Raw genomic sequence first — 21,184 nt, 5'->3', positions numbered from 1 at the left:
ACCGGTTCCATTTTTTACAAAAAAAATAATGAGTTAAAGGAGAAACCGATTTCACTACATGGCAAGCAACAATTGGAACCGGTTTCGTTGATGTCCTTATTATAGTCTGCGCTGAAAGAGATTGTCAACGCTTTCTCGCTCAATAATTTCAAAATGAGAGATGGTAACTTTTTCAACAGGTCGTTCATGGAGCAGCTCGACAATCTGCCTGGCAGCCTTTTCCCCCGCCTCTTTATAAAAAAATTTGGCGGTCGTTAACCCCGGATGAATGATTTCAGTAACGTCATAGCCTCCAAAACCTGTAACTCCCATATCTTTTGGAACAGTCATCCCTTCTGAATATGAGGCCTTAAGGACCCCCATGGCGATATTATCGGTCGCACAAACAAAAATGGAAGGCTTGAATTCCTGAAGAATTTCCCGTGCACTGGCTTGCGCAGCCGGAATCTTGAACAGCGTTTCATAAAATCGCACTTCGCAATCCTCGACCTCTTGAATGGCCTTTTTAAAGCCCTGCTTCCGCTTGACTCCTACCGAAATATCCCGTTCGGTGACGCCCAGATAGGCAATTTTTCGATAGCCTTTTCCAAGCACATACCGCCCCATCTCATATCCGGCGTGAAAATCATCATGAATGAGGCTGTGGAAGTCCGGGTGCTCTTGCCCAATTAACAGGACAGGAACCTTGACATTTTCAAACGCCTCGATATGCTGGTCCGTGATCTCGGTCGCAAGCAAAATAATCCCGGCCATCTTTTGATTGGCGAGACTATAAATGCTTTCAATTTCCCGTTCCAGGCTTTGGCTCGTGTTGGAAATCAGCATCTGGTAATTCATTTGCTTCAGCTGTTCGTCAAGCCCTATCAATGTTTGCGAAGAGGCATACGAATCAAGCCGTGGGACAATCGTGCCAATGATATTCGTTTTCTTGGCCTTCAGGCTCTGGGCAAATGGGTTCGGCGTATAACCGGTCTCACTGATTGCCTGTTCAATTTTCTTCTTCGTCGCTTCTCCGACAGACCCGCCGTTCAAATAGCGCGAAACCGTACTCTTCGCCACACCCGCAAGCCTGGCAATATCCAAAATTGTACTCATTTTCCCCAACCCCATTTCATGGGGACGGTTCTCCTGCTTCATATTGCTAAAAGAAGCAGAATGAAGCAGGAGAACCGTCCCTTTGCTTCACTTTCTTTTCTCTACAAGTTCGTATCCATTTTGTTCTAAAGCATATTCCACGCCTTGCTGAAGAGTGGAGAAGGAAAGGATCCCCTCCATGCTGACTTTTGATTCAATGATTCTGACGGCTAGCTCTTCGGAGACACCAACAATATAGCTTTCTCCCCCAATTAATTGAACAGCCTTAATCAGTTTATGGATACCAGAAATTGTATACTCATCCACCCCTTTGACTCCTGTCATATCGATGAGAAGAAAACGGGCTTTTTTCCTGGAGAGTTCGATGAGAGCTCTTTCCATTAAATCGGTGAGCCTTTCCTGATTAAAGTTACCGATGAGCGGTGTGACGAGAATATCTTTTAGAACTGGAATAATGGGGGAAGAAAGCTCCCTTACCAAGGAAGTTAGTTCTGCTGTCCGCTCATTGACTTTTTGCTCTAATTCCAAAATGTTTTCTCTTTCCTTTTGTCTGGCGAGGTCATGGATATTTTGAGCTGGCGTCATATCGGAAGGGAAAATTTCAATCTCATCATATTCATGGCCGTTTAATTGGCTTTTATGGATCTTATACCAGACATTTTGCTCAAAAAGGCCGCTAAAAACCCCTGCCCAGTGGCCAGGAAGCAGAACCCCTGCCTGGTCCTTATCGGTGCCTTTGAAAATTCGGTGTTCCCAGCTGTTGGTCAAAAGTACAACTGCTTTTTTCTCTTCAAAAGAAAACTCCTTAACTTTAACATTGCCCCATCCAGCATTTCTATAGATATCTCCATATTCGACAAGGAGCTGCTCGATGTCCTTGCGTCCCTGATAATAGGAACTGACCAAGTGCCCCATACGATAACCTGTAGCTTCATAAACGGCCTTCGAAACCTCGCGCCCCGAGACTTCTTCAATCGTCTTTAAAAACAGTTCAATGGCCGCGTCCCAAAATAAAAGCGCCGGTGCACCATCAAAGGTAAAAAGTCCTTCTTTCGGTTTCCATACAAATTCATTGCTGTTTACTTTAACCTTCACATCTGAATCAGACACTTTTTTTCTCTCCTTTACAGAAGGCATGGGTTCCCTGGCTTCCAAGGAAACTTACTATAGTATACACTCTACTACTGATTGTTCAAAAGTCGAAAGGAATGCATTTTTGAATACACCTATCGGCAGAGATAGTGGCCGCTGCATACTTGTTCAGCAGGACCCCTTTTTATTGTCCGAATTTCTTATTCTATTTGCCGTTTTTCGCGTTCTATTTGCCGGTTTCCGAGTTCTGTTTACCGTTTTTTCGGGTTCTATTTGCGATTCACCATGCGTTGACGGTCATCAGCCCTATGCCCAACATCCAAATTTCTTTCATCATCACTTCGTTAATTGAAACATTGATCTTACTGCGCTTATGAAAAATAAACGGACAAATTCCGCTTAAATTGGGAAATACCAGTATTTCCTGCGATTTAAGGGGAGGTTTTCCGCTTATATTCATTAAATCTCTAGATTTAGTCCTAAAAAAAGCAGTTAGTCGGAAAATATCCGTCTATTTCGCCTTCTTAGGCCCCTGCTTTTTGCTTTAACCGGAAATTCTCCGCTTATGAATTCGCGAGTATCCAACAATGATTAATATAGATTGATTCATCCGTGAAGTTTAATGTTCCTAAACATTTCAGGGATCACCCGCACAGGTAAAAAGGAACCTTTTGCTTCGATTTCTTTTCTTAGTTCTGGGGGGCATTGGGGGATTGTTCAACGCAATGAAGCCTGTACCGTATTTTAATGTACGGTACAGGCTTGGTATTGTTCTTGCCTTGTGACCTTTTCCTTTTAGGACATATTTCTTTGCAATGACTTATTGCCAGGTGCAAACCAGCCGAGTAAGGCAATACCGACTAATATCCCATAGAAAGTCAGAGTCCAACCGGTACTGTGAGGAAAATCGTGGTCCAAGACACCAATATCCTCATGGGCAAGAGTAATGACAGCCAGTTTGACACCGACCCAGGCAACAATGGCATAAGCTGTTGTTTCCAATGCTGGACGTTTTTTAAGAAGTTGCACAAACCAGGTTGCTGCAAACTTAATCAAGACAAGGCCAGCAATACCTCCAAGAAGAACAACAATAAACTGCCCTCCATCCATACCACCGAAATCGTCCAGCGGGGAATCCGGAAGACCAAGGGCAAGAGCAACTGCAGCAAGAATTGAATCAATGGCAAAAGCGAGATCGGCTAAGGCAATTTTCCCTACTGTGGGCCAAAAACCTTTACCAGCAGCTTCCTTTTCATCGTCCTTATGGATATTCTTATTTTCTTTACCAAACTTTGCCTGGATGACATGCTTTAACCCTAGGTAAAGAAGATAGGCCGCTCCTATCGCCTGGATTTGCCAGACGTCCGCAATAAAAGAAATAGCAAAAAGCGCAGCAAATCTGAAAGCAAAGGCCATAATGATTCCGTAAGTTATCGCTTTTCTTTTCTGATCTTCGGGTAAATGCTTGGCTATTACTGCCAGCACAAGGGCATTGTCAGCCGATAACAACCCTTCCAATCCAATAAGAATTAACAATGCCCAAGCATATTCAAGCCATATTGACTCCATCTGTTCTTCACTCCTATCCATAACAAAAATTCATGAGAAAAGTTTTGCTAATGAAAGATTTCCCTATTAAGCAACAGGTAATCCTAAGAAATGATTAAAAATTATTTATTAAGTTCCATTTCAGTAGAGCATGGGAACGGTTCTGCTGCCTCACTTGCCCAGCCATTCTAAAATAGATCACGAGAACCGTCCCCATGCCTCATTTAATAATTACCCAAACATAGTTCATCGTTCTTTAGCATAATTTGATGGTAAGTCCCAAAAGTCACGTCAAAAGATTTCTGAATTTTCAATTATTAGGAACCGTACATTGGCATGAGGAAATGGACGCAAGTTTGCTGCTTCGTTCCATTCTAGCCCGTTCGTGCCGAAAGCACAGTATTCACTGAGTAAATCACTAGTAGAAAAGGAGTGTTTGCATTGCGTAAAAGATTAATGCCTGAAATGACCTGGATGGAGGTCAGAGATGCCGTAAATGCTGGATGCGGAGTAATCCTGCCAATTGGCGCTACGGAACAGCACGGCCCGCATATGCCTTTATGTACAGATGCACTTCTAGCCGGGAGAATGGCGCTTGACGTAGCAAAGGAAACAAACATGATTGTGGCCCCTACTGTCTCCTATGGATTCCGTTCGCGTCCCTGTACGGGTGGCGGACAGACCTTCCCAGGCACAACTTCCTTAAGCGGATCCACTTTGACCGCCATCATTATGGATGTTGTCAAAGAATTTATCAGAACGGGTTTTAGAAAAATAGTCCTTTTTAACTGGCATTTCGAGAATTCCAATTTTATTTATGATGCCGCCTACAATGTTTTCGATGATAGAAAAAAAGATTATCCCGATTTAAAGTTGCTTATCATTGAATCTCCCTTTAGCGAATTAAAGCCTGAAACAATGGACTATGTGTTTGAAGGACACTTTCCCGGCTGGGGGATTGAGCATGCTTCGATTTTTGAAACATCTGTGATGATGTATGTAGCACCAGAACTAGTCGATTTTTCAAAAGCAAAGGATGATCAAGCGGAATATTATCCATTTTACGACATGCTCCCTATTCCTACAAGAATTTCGACCGAGAGCGGCATCCTTTGGAAGGCATCCTTAGCAACTAAGGAAAAGGGCGAAATGGTATGGAAAGAGATCAGTCAGAATCTAATAGAGTCTGTAAATATGGAATTTACACGGTGGGAAAAGGAGAACTAGGCGAATGGTGTCCTTGAGACCTTGATGTCGGTGAACCACGCTAGCCTGACATGAAGGTCTTATACGCCGGAGGGAACTTTTGATGTTTTTCGATCACATGTTGGGGAGGGAAATTCATGATCAATTTTCAGCCAAAACCGGAACATGATTTATATAGCGAATCATTGGCTCCAGTAGAGTTTTCCAATAGAAAGATCGGTTCATTTGGGATCGGTGTGATTTGGTTCGGAATCGCGGTGCAGGTGACTAGCTTTTTAGTTATGACCCCTTTGGTACAGTACTATACAATTGGAGAACTTGTCTGGATTAATCTGATTGGTCAACTGCTCGTGTGTTTAGCTTGCTTCGTCACACAGGAGATTGGACTGAAATATGGTGTTTCCTTCGCCACAACGATCACAGCGGTGGCTGGACCGCTTGGAGGCAAGATTGTTGGGCTGGTCCGGGCAATGCCCGCCATTATTTTTGTGGGATTAAACGGTTTTATAGGGGCAACCGCAGTAAACATGTTTATGACCTCTGTGTTTGGATTCAACAACATGTTTGTTGCCATCATTATTAATGCAGCACTGCTTATTTTAGTAACCATAACCGGTGCCAAAGGAATTGAACGATTTACGACTTTTGCGGCACCGCTGATGATCATTATTGGTTTTATTATGTTTTATGTATTGATGAAAACACATAATGTATCCATGTTTGATATTTGGGACCAGGGCCGGACATCGGGAACAAGCAAAAGCTGGCTTTATGGTTTTGGTGTCTGTTTAGGCGGCTATGCGGCTGTTGCTATGGGATTTAATGATTTTACCAAAGACTGTAAAGTTAAAGGCGGGAACATGAAAAAGGCAGCAAGATCACATTTGCTTTCGTACTGTATTTTGTCTGCGCCTGCTTTTATGTTTTTCACCATGATTGGCATTGTTGCCGTTGTTTTGGTGCCTGGCATGACTGGTGCAGAGGTGCTTCCTTATCTTACTGATCTGGTAGCCGGTGGAAATCAAGTAATCGTCGCCATACTAGCGTTGTTTGTCTTCGTCGCACAATTATCAACCAATACGGCCGCAAACCTGTTCCCTTCCGTGTATGTCATTTGCGCGCTTGCCCCTAAAAAGATCAATTTCAAAACGGCTACAGTCATAGTGGGTGTGCTGGCGTTTGCTTTACAGCCGTGGAAATTCGGGCCGATTTTAGATGTGTTCCTAGCTGTATTCGGAGCTGCCGGGGGGCCTGCGCTGGCAATTATAGCCGTAGATTATTACTACTTCAGGAAACGGAAATACAGTCTTGGAGATCTATTTAACAGCAAAGGGAAATACTCCTATTGGCACGGAATCAATCCTGTAGCCTTATCCTGTTATGTAATAGGCATCGTGCTTGGTTTATTGTTCCTGGATTATAATTACTTTGTTTCCTTAGCTTCTACATCGCTGCTTTATATGATGGCAGGCAATATATTTGCGAAAAAATTCCCGGTTATGGCTGCCGAAACAGCCGAGGATCTTACAGATTTTACAGTGGATGACAATCTTAAAGTGCCTGTTTAACTTTATGTAATAGCGGTTTTATCTTGGTTAAAGGAAGAGAACTCTATGCAGGACCCTTGATAGTCCTGTCTTCCGGTTTAGGCGGCAAGAGGGAGTTGAGGAACATTGGATGTTTTAGTAGAAAATAAATGGATCATCTTAATTATCCTTGAGATACTGGCATGGGCTTCAATCTTTTTCCTTCTATATGCGAGATATGGCTTAAAATCAGCCTTCTGGTTCAAGGTTGCCACAGTTTTACTTGCAATCACAGGATTCATTCCCCAAGTACTAATGGGCATGATCAATTTTATCTTCACCAAAAAGGTAGATTTATTCACACTGATCATTCTATTACTCATTCTTTATGGTTTTACGATTGGAAAAAAACATATTAAAGCGCTGGATGCTTGGGCGCAGATGAAATTTTCGCAGCATAGATCCTAAACTGGTCACTCACCTGATCGGGGAGTGACAGTGGACCCTTCTCCAGCACAAATCGGACCCAAAAGGTGCCAGCAGTTTTATTTAAACTGCTGGCATCTTTTTGTTAATTCAAGGTAAATCTCTTTTCAAAATCGAAATCCATTTCGAAGTGATTAGATGAATCGGTTAAATTTTTAAAATCAACATAGGTAGCATCTTTCTTTTTCATTTCCTCTACAAAAGGTGAGTAGGTACGGAAAAACAGTTTTTCTTTCTCTTCGTCAAATTCCACAAGTCTTAGCCAGCCATTTCCCCCGCGATAAACATTCTGGTAATTGACCAGCATTTGAATGACATCGTTTCCGGCCGCATTTTGCTGGACTTGATGCGTAATCCCAAAGTAATGCCCATTCACCGTCATAAACACTTGATTGTGTTTATTGACGAGTTCATCCCAAATCAACTGGCCATTAGCGGACTGGGCAGCAACAGTTTGATTATTTTCAACTAAAGGATAAATGATATCATGCGAAACGATAATGGTTGGTTTGTCTTTATGCTGATCTAGCACATTTTTTGACCATTCCAAGTCCATTTGAAGGTTTTTCATATCAACGATTAGGAATAAGTATTCGTAGCTGCCTGCCTCCACCACGGAAAAGGATCCATATCCCGATGGAGAAGAACCCAGATAATATTCTTTATCTGCAAATCGTTCTGGTCCATAATGGGTTAGGAAAGGATCCCCACTTGCATAATCATGATTTCCTGCCGCCATGATATAAGGAATTTCCTTTTTATCCAAATAGGAAATGGCTTCAAGAGAACGATTCCATTGCACCTCTGAATTGCTATCAACAATGTCTCCAACAAATGCGTTCATCACGATATTATTCTTCTTCGTGTTTTTCGCAATCCAGTTCAATTGGCTGTTAAGGATTTCCGGATTATGGTTGGAGTATTTTTGTGTATCCGGGACAAACAGAAAATTGTAATTATCTTTATCTGTTAAAAATGGAATTTTATCGTTGTTTCCTTCAATCGCTTGGTTATCGCGAGCATCCGGAACAAGCCATTCTTTTTTAGATAAAGCCTCATCAGCAATTCGGATTTGTTGAAGGTTGCCGGCAAATAAGGCGTCCAATTCATTGCCCCATTCAGAAGCACCGATGTTCCAGCCTTTCCCTTCTATGGCTGCCATCCCGATGACTTCCTCCGATTCCCCGTAATCACTCACGCCATTCACCGTTAAAGTCGTCGTTTCCCCGTCATTCACAACCGCCAGATGATACCATTCACCGGCATGTAAAGAACGGGACCAGTTCGTTACATTATAATTTAGATTGGATGGATGGCTTGTCCATTGAATTTCCCGATCACTCGATACCGATAAAGTAGATAGAATCTCTTTCTCGCCTTCCACTTTATTAAGGTCCGCAGCCTGCCCTTGTCTTGTTAAAATCCCCATCCAGCTATGTAAACGGCTATTAAAGTGATCTGGCATTTTAAAAATAGCTTCAACCGTGAACCCATTGTCAAATGTCTCGGTATTTATCGGTGCATCTTCGGCTGTTTTAAAATATCTTCCGGCAGGGGCGTTTTTATAATTGTCGAATTGAATACTAGCAACATCTGCCAGATTATCATAATCCTCTTCCGACCATTTCATAATCGTTTCCAATTCTTCGGACGAAGGATCTCCCACGGTCACCAACTCCAAATCATTGCCATTCTGGCTGGCGTCTTCAATGACCAGATTCCCAACCTGGAGCGACCCGCTTTTCACATACTCCTTTGAAAATTTCCAATCTGCCACAATACGGTCATTTACCTTCTGATCTGCAGAACCCTTAGCCTCTGCGGATGCGGCAAAGCCAGGAACCATCATGCAGACCAAAGATAAACTTATTATGGTATTTTTTATTCCCACTTCTGCTTCCTCCTCATTGAAATTAGTACACGTTAGAAAGATAGCAATCATTCATTAAATCTCACCAGGAAATAGGTTAACATTCTGTAAATCGCCGTTTTCGGTTCTTTTGGCCCATTTTTCCTAATGATCATAATAAAAAGACTGTAAGATTCTATAAACTAAAAGAATCATACAGTCTTTTTTTAGAGTATGGGTACTGCCTACCTTCTCCTTCGCTTGCTATTATGCTCAACCGATAATGATGCCCATAAAGCCCGGTGCACCATCATTTGCTTTTCCAATAGGATTTCGTCATCTCCTCTGTGAGCAAAGCGAACTTTCTCTCCAGTGTTTCCGATCAATCCTACACGATACACATTTGACAGAATCTCACCAAGTTTATGCTTTTCAATCAAGGTCTCCACATTGGAATACATTTCCCTGATGTTTTCAACATGCTGCTTAAAATCATTGAAATAAAAGGGGTTTTTTATCCCATAAAAAATCCTCTTAATGCCAGCTATTTCTTCTTCATTGTATATGGCCCTTAGCTCTTCAGATAGCTCTGTCCAGCTTTCAGTAGAATAACTTTTCCCAATGTCATCAAACACTTGGTGGGAGAACTTCGTAGAAGACGGGTGCTGTGTTTTTGCCAGATTGAGCAATCTAATAACATCACGAGGCCTATACCAGGTTAAATGAAGGATATAGGTCGGGGCTGACTCCCGCTGTATATAATCCGGAAAATATCGATTCCAAATGGCTTCGTTTGAATCTTCCACGTTCATTTTGTAAAACTTTTCCGAGGCCGCTATCCTCTTTATGATGATTTGCAAAATGGGATGATTAGACAAGTTTCCGCCAGATTGATGCCAGATCACCGGAGTTCCAAAATCGGAGATGATTTTATTAATCTCTTTTCCTGTAGACTCCACCGCTGTCAGCACTTCTGATCTAATGGCACTGATAAACTTAACGTTAAAATTTTTCCGCCTGCAAATAATGTTGAAACTATGGATGGCGATGATCAAGTCTCGGATTAATCTTTTATCCCTGGCGTATTGCTTCGAAACACCTAATGTTAATTCCAGTTCATCCAGGAAAACGAACAACTGCCCATTAGCCGGTGTAAGTCGTTCAAACAAAGTATCTGCCTGTTTGACAATGCTGTTAAACTTGACCTTCGTCTGGCCGCTATCCTCCCAATCAAATTCCAGGCCCAGGGTACCGGATACACCATCCAGTCCGGCATTCACCTCAACATTCCCTCTCTTTAATTTCGGGAATAATTTCTTAATGCCTGACTCCTCATCTCCAAGGTTGGGGGCCTTTACACAGGCAGCATACCGTCTCCATTGCCGATCATCCTCAAACACTTGAATGTTTCGATTTTCTATAATCTCAACGATATGACGGTGTAAAAACCATCTCCAAACATCTTCATAGTCCATATTATCAAGGCCGTCAACAGAATTGGAATTGTTGTTGGTGACAACCGTGCTGGCAGCCTTTGAAAAATCCTTCCTGTCCTGCTCCTTGATTTCACTTTTGAATAGAATGAAGGATGTTTCAGCATTTAGTTCATTTTCCGCTTTAATCGCTATAAACCTTAATAGTGCCGTCTTTCCCGTACCCTTCAGACCTGTAACAAAATATTTCTGGCCTTTTAAGTAATCACTTAAGATAATGTTCTCCGGCATAAAAAATGAATCCCTGAACCGAGCGCGTTCGTCTTCTGAATTGCTTAATAGCTCATGTTTCGCATCAATATTGCCTAAATAAAGATCCGCAAGCTGCAGTTTAATTTCCACTATCCTTCCCCCGATTTATCTGTTTGTCATTATGTAAGTTGAGATTTTCGACGCTCTCTATTATAACACTTTTTATTGTTAAAATTTACTACTTTCAGTTCAGAAGAATTTAGATAAAAAGACAGAGAAAATCAACTGGCCCATCGAGACTTTCTTTATCCCTCTGTAGAACAAACCGTGAAAAAAAGATTTATCGGGGAGTGACAGCGCACTGTTCACCACTGCTATTGAAAAATAAACGGAGAAATTCCGCTTAAACTGGGAAATACCATCATTTCCCCGAATTTAAGGGGAGACTTTCCGCTTATATTCATAAAATCCTTAGATTTAATCCGGTATTAAGCAGTTAATCGGAAAATATCCGCCTATTTCCGCTATTTAAACCCCTGCTATATGCCTTAACCGGAATTTCTCCTCCTATGTAGAGCATGGTAGAGCATGGGGAGGTTCTGCTGCCTCACCAGCCCAGCCATTCTCAAATAGATCACGAGAACCGTCCCCACGCCTCACATGCTATAATGTTCAAAAATACCTGTGGGGTGATTTAGTGGAGGATACGGCAGCTTTAAAGAAGAGGATGGCTGGAGAAAAAGCAGTGGAATTCGTCAAGGATGGAATGGTTATTGGGCTAGGCTCAGGCTCTACGGTTTATTGGTTTTTGAAGAAGCTTGGCGGGCTGGTGGAACAGGGGTTGAATATAAAAGGAATTCCTTCCTCCATCCAGACCGAAAACTGGGCGAGGCAGTTCGGCATTCCCCTTACCAATTTCTCAGAGGTACAGCGTCTTGACTTAGCGGTGGACGGTGCGGATGAAATCGATCCTGACTTTAATCTGATAAAAGGCGGTGGCGGGGCCCTGCTTCGCGAGAAAGTTGTCAATGCACACAGTGAAAGATTAATTATCATTGCCGATGAATCAAAAAGGGTGAAGCAATTAGGGGAGTTTCCCCTGCCCGTAGAGGTCGTTCCTTTCGGCTGGGAACTGACTGCCAATAAGATCGGAAGTCTCGGAGTGGTTCCCGTTTTAAGGAAAGAGAACGGCGAAGTATTTGTGACGAATAATGGCAATTACATACTGGATTGCAAGTTCACATCCATTCCCAACCCGCAGGAACTTCATCATGAACTTAAAATGATGCTGGGAGTTGTGGAGACGGGGCTGTTTATCGGGATGACAGATGCTGTGATTGTCGGCCATTCTGATTCGGCAAGCGTTATTGAAAAATAGTACATGGGGACGGTTCTCCTGCCTCAATGCTGCAATGGGACAGACAAAAATGAGGCAAGGAGAACCGTCCCCTTGCCTCACTCCCAAAATAGGTCATCGAGTGTTTTGTTTAATGCTTTGCATATCGAGATGCACAGGTTTAATGTCGGGTTGTACTTCCCTGCTTCAATCAGTCCAATGGTTTGCCTGGTGACTCCCACTTTTTTAGCTAGTTCTTCCTGAGATAGGTCATGTTCTATACGGGCCATTTTCATTCGTTTATTTTTCATACGCTTCCCTAGCCTTCACGATCGTCCAAGTTTTTTTGATTCATTTGTTCACTTTTCCTTTTAGCAGCTGAATGGATTATCGCATTAACTCCACCAAACAGAGGAACATAAATGATAAATGAGACAAAAAACACAAGAAGAAAATAGGATATGGCCTGCTGTGAACTATCCGCATAATTGACGGCACTGTTTGTGGCAAAAATCAGTGCAAGTACCACCCCTAACGCAATTCCCCCCATCAGATTCTTTTTGCTCATTTTCACCTTACTGGTCTGATCATGCAGTTCAACCTCATCGGAATAGATACCGAGAAACGTTGTTCTTACACTGTAGTAAAGGGAAGACACAAGAATAACGATCCATTCAAATAAAACAACCCGGAGGGACATCTCAATGGTGATAAACTTAACGGCAATCGAAATAAACGACAGCACCATAATGAGGATATAAATTTCTTTATAAATCTTGTTTTTAATGTTCTCCACACGCTCATCTTTATGCTTTTTATTCCAGAACCCCATCATCCCACCTCCAATATTTGTAATTTTATTATATAACATACACGACATAATGCAATATATAGTTTACAAAATGACATTTATATTACAACACACAGGAATGACTGCAGAAGCATTTAGGAAGCATAAGCGTCGATGGCCACTGCTTTGTCAGGGGCCTTTTTAATTGTCTGGATTCCTTGTTCTATTTGCTGATTTCCGAGTTCTATTTGCCGATTTCATCTTCCTATTTGCCGGGACCCCTTTCAAGGTCCGAATTCCTTGTTCTATTTGCCGTTTACGTTATTCTATTTGCCGATTTTCGAATTCTATTTGCTGATTTCACCTTCCTATTTGCCAAGACCCTTTCTATTGTCCGGATTCCTTATTCTATTTGCCGTTTCCGCACTTCTATTTGCCACTTTTCGATTTCTATTTGCTGATTTCCCTTTCCTATTTGCCAGGACCCTTTCTATCGTCCGAATTTCTTGTTCTATTTGCCGGTCACGAACTTCCATTTGCCACTTTTCGAGTTCTACTTGCCGGTTTCCCTTTTCAATTTGCCAGGACTCTTTCTATTGTCCAGATTCCTTATTCTATTTGCCGTTCCCCCCTCTGGAAAGGAAAAGCACACAAAAACGCACAGTGTTTAAATTCTGTGCGTTTTTGTGTGCTAACGTTCGTTTATTAATAAATAGTATCTCCCATAACCTGATACTTTGTTTTGCCTATTTTAATAGAAACCTCCTGGTCACTAAAACTAATATAGAAATCTTTCTCCTCCGACCGCGCCCCTACTAAATGGCTTCCAACCAACTTTCACTTTTTCACCAATGGCTCCCACCACCACTTATTGGCCGAATACCACTGGATGGTTTGCTTAAGTCCTGTTTCGAAATTGTACTCCGGTTTCCAGCCCAATCCCTCCAGCTTGGAAGCGTCAATCCCGTAGCGTCGGTCATGGCCTGGTCGGTCGGACACGAACTCAATCAGGTCCTCCGGCTTGTCAAGGGACTGAATAATCAACTTCACCACTTCAAGATTCGTCCGTTCATTATGTCCGCCGACATTGTAGACCTCCCCCGTCATGCCCTTATGCAACACAAGGTCGATTGCTGCACAATGGTCACGCACATGAAGCCAGTCACGCACGTTCCTGCCATCCCCGTAGACTGGCACCTTTTTCCCGTTCATTGCCTTTGCGATGGTCAAGGGAATCAGCTTTTCCGGAAACTGATAGGGTCCGTAATTATTGGAGCAGCGGAGGATGTTGACCGGGAGCCCGTACGTCTTATTATAGGCGCGCGCCATCAGATCGGCCGATGCCTTGCTGGCACTATATAGACTATTGGGCTGCAACGGCGAGTCCTCGGTGAAAAATGTTGCAGGGTCAAAATCCAGGTCCCCGTAAACTTCATCCGTCGAAACCTGCACGAACTTGGCAACGCCAAATTTCAATGCAGCATCCAGTAAAACCTGCGTGCCCAATACATTCGTTCGTACAAAAACACCTGGATCAGCAATAGAGCGGTCCACATGGCTCTCGGCTGCAAAGTTTATCACATAATCAAACTCTTCCTTCTCAAATAGAGAAACCATCATTGAATGATCCGTGATGTCGCCCTGGATGAAATGATAGCGCGGGTTTCCCTCCAGGCGTCGATGTTTCGCCAAGTCTCCCGCATAGGTCAAGGCATCCAGGTTAAAAATTTTATACTCAGGATACCTTTCCATCATATAATGAATGAAATTCCCGCCAATAAAGCCAGCACCGCCCGTGACAAGAAGCTTCTTTTTCAAACAACTCACCTCTGCCAATAACTATACCACGAAGCAGAGGGACGGTTCTCACTGTCTCACTTTCAGTAAGCATATAGTTCACGAGAACCGGCCCCATGCTTCACTTACATACTTTGACACCAATCGATTCAGTGCATGTACTACCGAAAACGCCTTTAACTTACGTTCCCAGAATTAACTTCAATCCCACCCTTCACCAAGGTTGATCTATCAAGGCGACTTTAATCAAACGTTTGATTAGTATGGAATATTATGCTTTTTTCGCCGCCTTCCATTTTTCGACACCTTCTATCAAAGGCGTGACAGGCACTCTCCCAAAAAGTATTTCTGCAAAATGAAACGGACTTCAATTAAGAACGTATATCTATTCATAAGAGGAAGAAGGGGATGTGAAATCAATGCTAATGAACCTTGCATTACGTTTTGTTTTAGAGGTATGCGCACTAATTGCTTTGTCTTATTGGGGATTTCAGACGGGTAAGGGATATTTCTTCAAGTTTGGGTTAGGTATTGGTTCACCTCTCCTCATCGCAATTATTTGGGGAGTTTTTGGTTCCCCTGCTTCTCCCATACCTGTTCACGGGTTTATCCGCTTATTACTTGAAATAGCTATCTTCGGGTTATCAATTATCGCATTATATGCGGCTGGCCATCCATCTTTAGCGCTTATTTTTACCATATTGGTAGTTATAAACCGGATTCTGATGACGATTTGGAATCAATGATAGAGCATGGGGACGGTTCTGCTGCCTCTTAATCAGTGGTCAAATAGGCCACGAGAACCGTCCCCTTGCCTCATTACAGCGCTTATGAAAATAAACGGAAAAATTCCTGTCAAACTGGGAAATACCAGTATTTCCCGCGATTTAAGGGGAGTTTTTCCGCTTATATTCATAAAATCCCTGGATTTAGTCGTAAAAAAAGGAGTTAATCGGAAAATATCCGCTTATTTCCGCTTTTTAGCCCCCTATTAAATGCCTTAACCGGAATTTCTCCGCTTATGTAAATCATGGGGACGGTTCTGCTGCCTCACTAGCCATTCTCAAATAGATCACGAGAACCGTCCCCATGCTTCAGCAAAAAAAGGAAGGCCCCTCACTCCTTACGAGAGAGGGGTGCCTTCCCAAAGCTCCGAAATGAAATTATGCAGCTGGATTTACTTCTAATTCCACTTTGATTTTGATATCTTTCCCAACTAGGACGCCTCCTGTTTCAAGCGCGGCGTTCCAGGTAAGGCCAAATTCCTCACGGTTTATTTTCGCCTCTGCTTCGAATCCGTATACTTCAACACCCCATGGGTTTGTTCCCTTGCCACCGTATTCAACATCAAACGTTACTGGTTTTGTTACATCTTTAATAGTTAGATCACCAGTTACTTTGTAATCATCCCCATCTTTTGTAATGTTTGTGGATGTAAAGTTAATGGTTGGATTGTTTTCCACATCAAAGAAGTCTGCAGATTTTAAGTGATTATCCCGATCCTCGCTTCTTGTGTTGATGCTTGCCACATCAAATTTAAAAGCGATTGCCGCAGTGGTTAAATCGGTTAGATCCGCGGCTTCTACCTCTGCTGTGTAAGAATCAAAGTGACCTTTCACTTTTGATACCATCATATGTTTTACTTCAAATCCTACTGATGAATGTGATTGATCGACTGTCCATTTTGTCATTTTCATTTCCCCCAATTTGTTTTATCTCGAATTCGAGATATTATTCTAAAAAAATAAATTGAATTAAAATATCTTTAACTTGAGATAAGTTTATCACCGAACCTAAATCATTGTCAACTCCTTATTCGCGTTTTTTTCCGAGTAGAGCATGGGGACGGTTCTGCTGCCTCACCAGCCATTCTCAAATAGATCACGAGAACCGTCCCCATGTTTCCTGGAAGATAGGTATCCGTATGTTTGGCAATGAGATGAGCGGTTGGCACATAGCCATCTCCATTGAGCCCCGCGGCGGCTGCGATAGCCTTTGATTTTTTATAAAATTGAAATCCATCTGCCAGTTCAAGAGCAAGTGAAACAGATGGTCACTAAGGTTAAAATTTAGAGGAATATCTTGAAGACCAGTAAGGTACCTTGTAGGATATCGCTAAAACGCAGCTCTTAAGGAAATAAGAAAAAGAGCGAGCCCCATATCCTTAGACTCTCTCTTTCTTCTAAAAGGAAAAGACCGACAACCAAAACCAGCCAATCCTCTCGTGGTTAATGATAATCATAAAACTTTAAAGCTGCTTTGAGTAGGTTGATCGGGACCTACAGACACCTCTCTCATTTTTCCCTCGTCTTGGAAATAACCTCGGTAAAGGGTTGGGGGGCCTTGGTGTGCAACTTACACCGGAACTTATAACTATAAAATTTAATAGATATACCTTTCTAGTGCATAGGCAACGCCATCTTCATTATTGGATTTCGTTACAAAATCGGCTGCTTCCTTTACAACTGCAGGGGAATTTTCCATAGCGATTGATAAACCCGCTACCTCAAACATTGTAGTATCATTATAGCTATTCCCCATAACTACAACTTCATCAGGTGAAAAATGGTGCGTTTCTAGAATTTGACGGAGCGCCATTCCTTTAGAAACATTAATGTTCATGATATCTAAATAAATATCATCAGAACGTGTAATATACAATTGATTTCTATATTTTTTCTCTAAATGAAGGAAGGCTTCCTCAATTTTTTCTGGTATATTTCTATAGATGATTTTATATAAGTCTTTCTTACCCTCAAATTTTTCAATGAGTTTAGCATTTAATTTCTCCAGTTCCCAATGGACCTTTACCATACTTTCATGAAAAGTGTGTACTTCGCCATCAAGATATAAACTGACTGGATATTGATTTTCTTGCCCGTATTCTACTATTTCCTTTGTCAAATGAATGGGTAAACCTGCAGAGTAATATACCTCGCTTGTTAGCGGACTTTTAATTAAGGCACCATTCGCTGCAATAATGGGCAAATCAGTCCCTAACTCGTTCACATAAGGATATATAGATTCATAAGGTCTTCCACTTGCCAAAACAATATGGATGCCATGTTTCTTCAGCCTCTGAATAGCCTCTTTATTAGCAGCCGAAACCTGATGTTTATCATTTAGTAAGGTGCCATCCATATCAAGTACAACCAACTTATACTGCACCCTATCACCTCTTATTCTGATCTTATTACGACGGTTATCTCCAGGTTTCAGTTCTTCACATTTTGAACCTGCCCATAATAAGCATTCTTACCGTGTTTTCTTAGGAAATGTTTATCTAAAAGTTGATCATCAATCGGTTCAATCTCAGGTGTCAAACTTTGAGTATAGTAAGCTAACTTTGCAATTTCCTCCATGATGACTGCATTTTCAACCGCTTTTAATGGATTCTTTCCCCAATTAAAAGGCCCATGATTATTGACAATAACGCCTGGAGTAAAATTAGGGTTTAAGTCTTTGAATGTTTCAACAATAACTTCTCCAGTGTTTTTTTCATATTCACTGGCAATTTCTAAAGGGGTTAACTTTCGAGTGCACGGAATTTCTCCATAAAAATAATCCGCATGGGTTGTTCCAAGTGCGGAAATCCCTCTACCTGCCTGTGCCCACTTTGTACACCAAGGAGAATGGGTATGTACGACTCCACCGATTTCTGGAAAAGCTTTATATAAAACTAAGTGGGTCGCCGTATCGGATGAAGGATTTAATTCACCCTCAACCTTATTCCCGTCCAAATCAACAACAGGGAGATCTTCAGCTCTTAACTCTTCATATGGAACACCACTGGGTTTAATAACAACGAGGCCTTGTTCACGGTCGATTGCACTCACGTTTCCCCATGTGTAGATAACTAAATTTTTTTTAGGTAGTTCTAAATTCGCTTCTAGTACCTGCCTTTTTAGTTCTTCTAACATGATCATCCCTCCACTTCACATCTGATAAAAAGAAAAGTAGGTGGGATTAGATGGATTAATCTTGACCTACTTTTCTTTTTGAAAATTATAGTTTCACTGGTAATCGCCATTGTTGTTCGACTTTAGGCTCTATTTATCTCGATATCTGTTATCCGCTGCATCGTATCTTTTGTTTTTACATATAGTGTTTTATATTCTTCATAGTACTGGTCATACTTCTTCGTATTTTTAGGATTAGGCTGAATGGTTTCATCAAATTCCAGCCACTGTTTTAAAATATGCGGGTCTGAAATGCTACCGGTAGCAATACCTGCCAACACGGCATCTCCCAGAGGAGCTTCTACATCATTTTTGATAATTCTTACTGGATAGCCGGTAACATCTGCATAAATTTGCGGCCAGTTCATTGACTTTGAACCACCGCCAACAATAATAAGCTCTTTATCTAGTTTCGCGTCTGTTCCCAAGACCATCTCCATATTATGACGAAGAGAATAAGCGACACCTTCCATGAATGCTTTGTATAAATGCGCCTTAGTGTGGACTAAGCTTAACCCAAGGATTAGCCCACGTGCACCACTATCCCAAATTGGACTTCTTTCCCCCATGAAGTATGGGAGAACCAATAGCCCATTAGAACCAGCAGGTATTTCTTTTGCTTGTAAATCTAGTAAGGTATATGCATTAATTCCTAATTTTCCTTCAACTTCTAATTCCTCAGTACCTATGACATCTCTAAACCATCTTAAAATTGCACCTGCCGTAGCGGCTCCACCGAATGTGTAGATGACTTCATGTGAGTCAACACAATGTGGCATGCTTACTAAATTAGGAGACAAATTAGGCGTTTCTGTAATAAATCCCCAACACATGGAAGTCCCCAACATCGCTACATGGTTCCCTTCAACAAGAGCACCTGCCCCCATCGTTGCCACAGGAGCATCAACACCGCCACAAATGACTGGGGTTCCAACCTTTAAACCTGTTTTTAGGGCAGCTTGTTCGGTGATGCCTCCAACAATTTCCGTGCATTCTACGAGTCTTTCAGGGAAAAATTCTAAAGGAATTCCTAATAGGTCAGCCATTTCATTCGACCATTTTCTTTCCTTTAGGTTATAGACTCCTCCAATGTTTCCTGCTGAAGAATGATCAACTGCCACTTCTCCCGTTAATTTGTAAACGATATAGGGTGCAGGTGGTAAGAAATACTCAATTTCTTCCCAAACCTGCGGCAAATTATTTTTCATCCAAAGAATTTTAGTGAATCCGAAATAGGAATTGACTGAGTTCCCTGTTACCTCAAATAATTCTTCAAGGTCAATGTTTTCTTTTACCCACTTTACTTCTTCCTCCGCCCGTCTATCCATCCAAATTAAGCATGGTGCCAGTGGCTTCATTTCTTTATTAACGGGGATTCCTGAGCCCCCGTACAAACTACTAATCGCAACACCTTTAATATCCTTAGGGTCTACGTTTGATTTTTCCACCACTGATTTGATGGTGAAATATGCAGCCTCTTCCCAAGGCTCAGGCCATTGCTGAGCCCAGGATGGCTTTGGTGTTTCAACATCGTAACCTTTATAACTGTGTGCTAACACCTTCCCATTTGGATCAATCAATACCGCTTTTGTACCTTGGGTTCCTATATCAACACCAATTAAATAATCCATTGTTATCATCCTTTATCCCTATCTAGTCGCCGATCTTAATTCTTTAACCAACTCTATTATGGCTTTAATAAAACCTTAATTGCTTCCGGATGATGAGCCATTTCCATCGCCTCTGCAAAGTCATCCACCTTAAAACTGTGCGTGACGATTCCCTCTGAAGTAATAAGGTTGCGCTCAAATAAATCAATAGCGATAGGGTAAGTATATGGACCTAAGTGGGAACCTCTAATATCAAGTTCTTTTCTGTCGCCGATAACACTCCAGTCTGTTGTTACCTCTTGACCAAATACACTAAATTCAATAAACCTGCCAAGTCTTCTAATCATTTCTAACCCTTGTGTTACACCAGTCGGATGTCCAGTTGCTTCAATGTATACATCACAACCATAACCATCGGTTAAGTCCTTCACTATTTTAATGGCATCTTCTTTTAATGGATTAATAACGATATCTGCGCCAAGTTTTTTAGCTACCGATAACCTCTTTTCATTGGTATCTAATACAATTAATTTCTTAGGTGTTTTTAATGCAATAAGTTGAGTCATGCATAATCCTAAAGTTCCTGCACCAGCTAGTACGACGACATCTTCAAATTCAATGGTTGCTCTTTGAACCGTATGTACCGCACATGCCATTGGTTCTACTAAGGCAGCCTCTTCCGCTGTTACACCATCGCCAATTTTATAGATTCTGGCCGTACTGCCAAATTTCATATATTCAGCCATAGCGCCTTCTGCCACACCTTTTTGGAACCCATAGATATTGTGAACATCACACATCCAGTACTTTCCTGTTTGGCAGAATTTGCATTTTCCACAAGGGTTAATTTGGTCAGTTGTTACTCGGTCACCCACTTGCAAATCATATTTTTCCGCAGCGCCCTCACCTAATTCAGCCACAATACCATAGAATTCATGTCCAGGAATAACAGGTGCTTTCATCCAAGGGTCTTCTCCCCCCCAATACATGGCTGATCCATGGAATGCTTTTAAATCACTACCGCAAATTCCACAAGCTTCTACTTTAATCACGACTTCACCATAACCTGCTTTTGGTGTAGGTACTTCCTTAACACGGTAATCTTCTGGACCATATGCGACAACAGCTTTCATTGTTTCCGGTAATACTGACATTAAGAACCTCTCCCTTAAAATGGATTTTATTATCTTGATAAAATAACGTTG

The 21,184-nt window shown here is 41.8% G+C and carries 18 protein-coding genes; 5 read left to right on the top strand and 13 right to left on the bottom strand.

Annotation, left to right across the window (positions count from 1 at the left end):
- Positions 1 to 99: 99 nt before the first annotated feature.
- The 3 genes from WQ57_RS06255 to WQ57_RS06240 all read right to left on the bottom strand — a co-directional run bounded on the left by WQ57_RS06255 (position 100) and on the right by WQ57_RS06240 (position 3,756).
- Positions 100 to 1,095 carry a LacI family DNA-binding transcriptional regulator gene (locus WQ57_RS06255; RefSeq protein ID WP_084820193.1) on the bottom strand — a complete coding sequence of 332 codons (996 nt, stop codon included), beginning with the start codon at positions 1,093 to 1,095 and terminating at the stop codon, positions 100 to 102.
- 87 nt (positions 1,096 to 1,182) lie between these two features.
- Entirely contained in the window at positions 1,183 to 2,205 is a 1,023-nt protein-coding gene (locus tag WQ57_RS06250; RefSeq protein ID WP_052948656.1) for an STAS domain-containing protein, read from the bottom strand.
- 777 nt (positions 2,206 to 2,982) lie between these two features.
- On the bottom strand, positions 2,983 to 3,756 hold the full coding sequence (locus WQ57_RS06240) for a TerC family protein (RefSeq protein WP_046522876.1): 774 nt from the start codon (positions 3,754 to 3,756) through the stop codon (positions 2,983 to 2,985).
- Positions 3,757 to 4,176: 420 nt separating this feature from the next.
- Here WQ57_RS06240 and WQ57_RS06235 point away from each other — a divergent pair, with 420 nt between their 5' ends.
- The 3 genes from WQ57_RS06235 to WQ57_RS06225 all read left to right on the top strand — a co-directional run bounded on the left by WQ57_RS06235 (position 4,177) and on the right by WQ57_RS06225 (position 6,935).
- Positions 4,177 to 4,962: a creatininase gene (locus tag WQ57_RS06235; RefSeq protein ID WP_052948655.1), complete on the top strand. Its 786-nt coding sequence runs from the start codon at positions 4,177 to 4,179 to the stop codon at positions 4,960 to 4,962.
- A 116-nt stretch (positions 4,963 to 5,078) separates the two neighbouring features.
- Positions 5,079 to 6,509 (top strand): cytosine permease, encoded by a 1,431-nt coding sequence (locus WQ57_RS06230; RefSeq protein ID WP_046522875.1) that lies wholly within the window; start codon positions 5,079 to 5,081, stop codon positions 6,507 to 6,509.
- A 105-nt stretch (positions 6,510 to 6,614) separates the two neighbouring features.
- Entirely contained in the window at positions 6,615 to 6,935 is a 321-nt protein-coding gene (locus tag WQ57_RS06225; RefSeq protein WP_046522874.1) for a hypothetical protein, read from the top strand.
- A gap of 103 nt (positions 6,936 to 7,038) precedes the next feature.
- Here WQ57_RS06225 and WQ57_RS06220 read toward each other — a convergent pair whose 3' ends face one another.
- Both WQ57_RS06220 and WQ57_RS06215 read right to left on the bottom strand, forming a co-directional pair.
- On the bottom strand, positions 7,039 to 8,844 hold the full coding sequence (locus WQ57_RS06220) for a LamG-like jellyroll fold domain-containing protein (RefSeq protein ID WP_241481490.1): 1,806 nt from the start codon (positions 8,842 to 8,844) through the stop codon (positions 7,039 to 7,041).
- A 203-nt stretch (positions 8,845 to 9,047) separates the two neighbouring features.
- Positions 9,048 to 10,637 carry a P-loop ATPase, Sll1717 family gene (locus WQ57_RS06215; RefSeq protein WP_046522873.1) on the bottom strand — a complete coding sequence of 530 codons (1,590 nt, stop codon included), beginning with the start codon at positions 10,635 to 10,637 and terminating at the stop codon, positions 9,048 to 9,050.
- A 577-nt stretch (positions 10,638 to 11,214) separates the two neighbouring features.
- Between WQ57_RS06215 and rpiA the strand changes: the two genes are divergently transcribed.
- Positions 11,215 to 11,865 (top strand): ribose-5-phosphate isomerase RpiA, encoded by a 651-nt coding sequence (rpiA, locus tag WQ57_RS06210; RefSeq protein ID WP_046522961.1) that lies wholly within the window; start codon positions 11,215 to 11,217, stop codon positions 11,863 to 11,865.
- Positions 11,866 to 11,942: 77 nt separating this feature from the next.
- Here rpiA and WQ57_RS06205 read toward each other — a convergent pair whose 3' ends face one another.
- The 3 genes from WQ57_RS06205 to rfbB form a co-directional block, all read right to left on the bottom strand.
- Entirely contained in the window at positions 11,943 to 12,134 is a 192-nt protein-coding gene (locus WQ57_RS06205) for a helix-turn-helix transcriptional regulator (protein WP_046522872.1), read from the bottom strand.
- A gap of 8 nt (positions 12,135 to 12,142) precedes the next feature.
- Positions 12,143 to 12,658 carry a DUF6773 family protein gene (locus WQ57_RS06200; RefSeq protein ID WP_241481489.1) on the bottom strand — a complete coding sequence of 172 codons (516 nt, stop codon included), beginning with the start codon at positions 12,656 to 12,658 and terminating at the stop codon, positions 12,143 to 12,145.
- Between the two features lie 792 nt (positions 12,659 to 13,450).
- Positions 13,451 to 14,431 carry a dTDP-glucose 4,6-dehydratase gene (gene rfbB, locus WQ57_RS06195; protein WP_046522870.1) on the bottom strand — a complete coding sequence of 327 codons (981 nt, stop codon included), beginning with the start codon at positions 14,429 to 14,431 and terminating at the stop codon, positions 13,451 to 13,453.
- Between the two features lie 398 nt (positions 14,432 to 14,829).
- On the opposite strand from rfbB, the gene WQ57_RS06190 reads away from it, so the two are divergent.
- Complete coding sequence (locus WQ57_RS06190) at positions 14,830 to 15,156, top strand: YrdB family protein (protein ID WP_046522869.1); 327 nt, start codon at positions 14,830 to 14,832, stop codon at positions 15,154 to 15,156.
- A 417-nt stretch (positions 15,157 to 15,573) separates the two neighbouring features.
- On the opposite strand, the gene WQ57_RS06185 is transcribed toward WQ57_RS06190, so the two are convergent.
- The 5 genes from WQ57_RS06185 to WQ57_RS06165 form a co-directional block, all read right to left on the bottom strand.
- A complete protein-coding gene (locus WQ57_RS06185; RefSeq protein ID WP_046522868.1) occupies positions 15,574 to 16,101 on the bottom strand; it encodes a YceI family protein in 528 nt (175 codons plus the stop codon).
- Between the two features lie 691 nt (positions 16,102 to 16,792).
- Positions 16,793 to 17,578: a Cof-type HAD-IIB family hydrolase gene (locus WQ57_RS06180; RefSeq protein ID WP_046522867.1), complete on the bottom strand. Its 786-nt coding sequence runs from the start codon at positions 17,576 to 17,578 to the stop codon at positions 16,793 to 16,795.
- A 47-nt stretch (positions 17,579 to 17,625) separates the two neighbouring features.
- Complete coding sequence (locus WQ57_RS06175; RefSeq protein ID WP_046522866.1) at positions 17,626 to 18,330, bottom strand: L-ribulose-5-phosphate 4-epimerase; 705 nt, start codon at positions 18,328 to 18,330, stop codon at positions 17,626 to 17,628.
- Positions 18,331 to 18,452: 122 nt separating this feature from the next.
- Complete coding sequence (locus WQ57_RS06170; protein ID WP_046522865.1) at positions 18,453 to 20,000, bottom strand: FGGY-family carbohydrate kinase; 1,548 nt, start codon at positions 19,998 to 20,000, stop codon at positions 18,453 to 18,455.
- A 56-nt stretch (positions 20,001 to 20,056) separates the two neighbouring features.
- Positions 20,057 to 21,133 (bottom strand): alcohol dehydrogenase catalytic domain-containing protein, encoded by a 1,077-nt coding sequence (locus tag WQ57_RS06165; RefSeq protein ID WP_046522864.1) that lies wholly within the window; start codon positions 21,131 to 21,133, stop codon positions 20,057 to 20,059.
- Between the last annotated feature and the right edge of the window lie 51 nt (positions 21,134 to 21,184).

The organism is Mesobacillus campisalis (assembly GCF_000986785.1).
Taxonomy (GTDB): Bacteria; Bacillota; Bacilli; order Bacillales; family Cytobacillaceae; genus Mesobacillus_B; species Mesobacillus_B campisalis.
Note: the sequence above shows the minus strand (reverse complement) of the source record. Positions and strands in the feature narration are given on the sequence as shown.

What these genes read in the sequence shown, in the direction of transcription:
- WQ57_RS06205 (WP_046522872.1), bottom strand. Translation starts at nt 12,134, where the DNA reads ATGAAAAATAAACGAATGAAAATGGCCCGTATAGAACATGACCTATCT.
- WQ57_RS06185 (WP_046522868.1), bottom strand. Translation starts at nt 16,101, where the DNA reads ATGACAAAATGGACAGTCGATCAATCACATTCATCAGTAGGATTTGAA.
- WQ57_RS06165 (WP_046522864.1), bottom strand. Translation starts at nt 21,133, where the DNA reads ATGTCAGTATTACCGGAAACAATGAAAGCTGTTGTCGCATATGGTCCA.
- rpiA (WP_046522961.1), top strand. Translation starts at nt 11,215, where the DNA reads ATGGCTGGAGAAAAAGCAGTGGAATTCGTCAAGGATGGAATGGTTATT.
- WQ57_RS06200 (WP_241481489.1), bottom strand. Translation starts at nt 12,658, where the DNA reads ATGATGGGGTTCTGGAATAAAAAGCATAAAGATGAGCGTGTGGAGAAC.
- WQ57_RS06170 (WP_046522865.1), bottom strand. Translation starts at nt 20,000, where the DNA reads ATGGATTATTTAATTGGTGTTGATATAGGAACCCAAGGTACAAAAGCG.
- WQ57_RS06175 (WP_046522866.1), bottom strand. Translation starts at nt 18,330, where the DNA reads ATGTTAGAAGAACTAAAAAGGCAGGTACTAGAAGCGAATTTAGAACTA.
- WQ57_RS06190 (WP_046522869.1), top strand. Translation starts at nt 14,830, where the DNA reads ATGCTAATGAACCTTGCATTACGTTTTGTTTTAGAGGTATGCGCACTA.
- WQ57_RS06240 (WP_046522876.1), bottom strand. Translation starts at nt 3,756, where the DNA reads ATGGAGTCAATATGGCTTGAATATGCTTGGGCATTGTTAATTCTTATT.
- WQ57_RS06230 (WP_046522875.1), top strand. Translation starts at nt 5,079, where the DNA reads ATGATCAATTTTCAGCCAAAACCGGAACATGATTTATATAGCGAATCA.
- WQ57_RS06255 (WP_084820193.1), bottom strand. Translation starts at nt 1,095, where the DNA reads ATGAGTACAATTTTGGATATTGCCAGGCTTGCGGGTGTGGCGAAGAGT.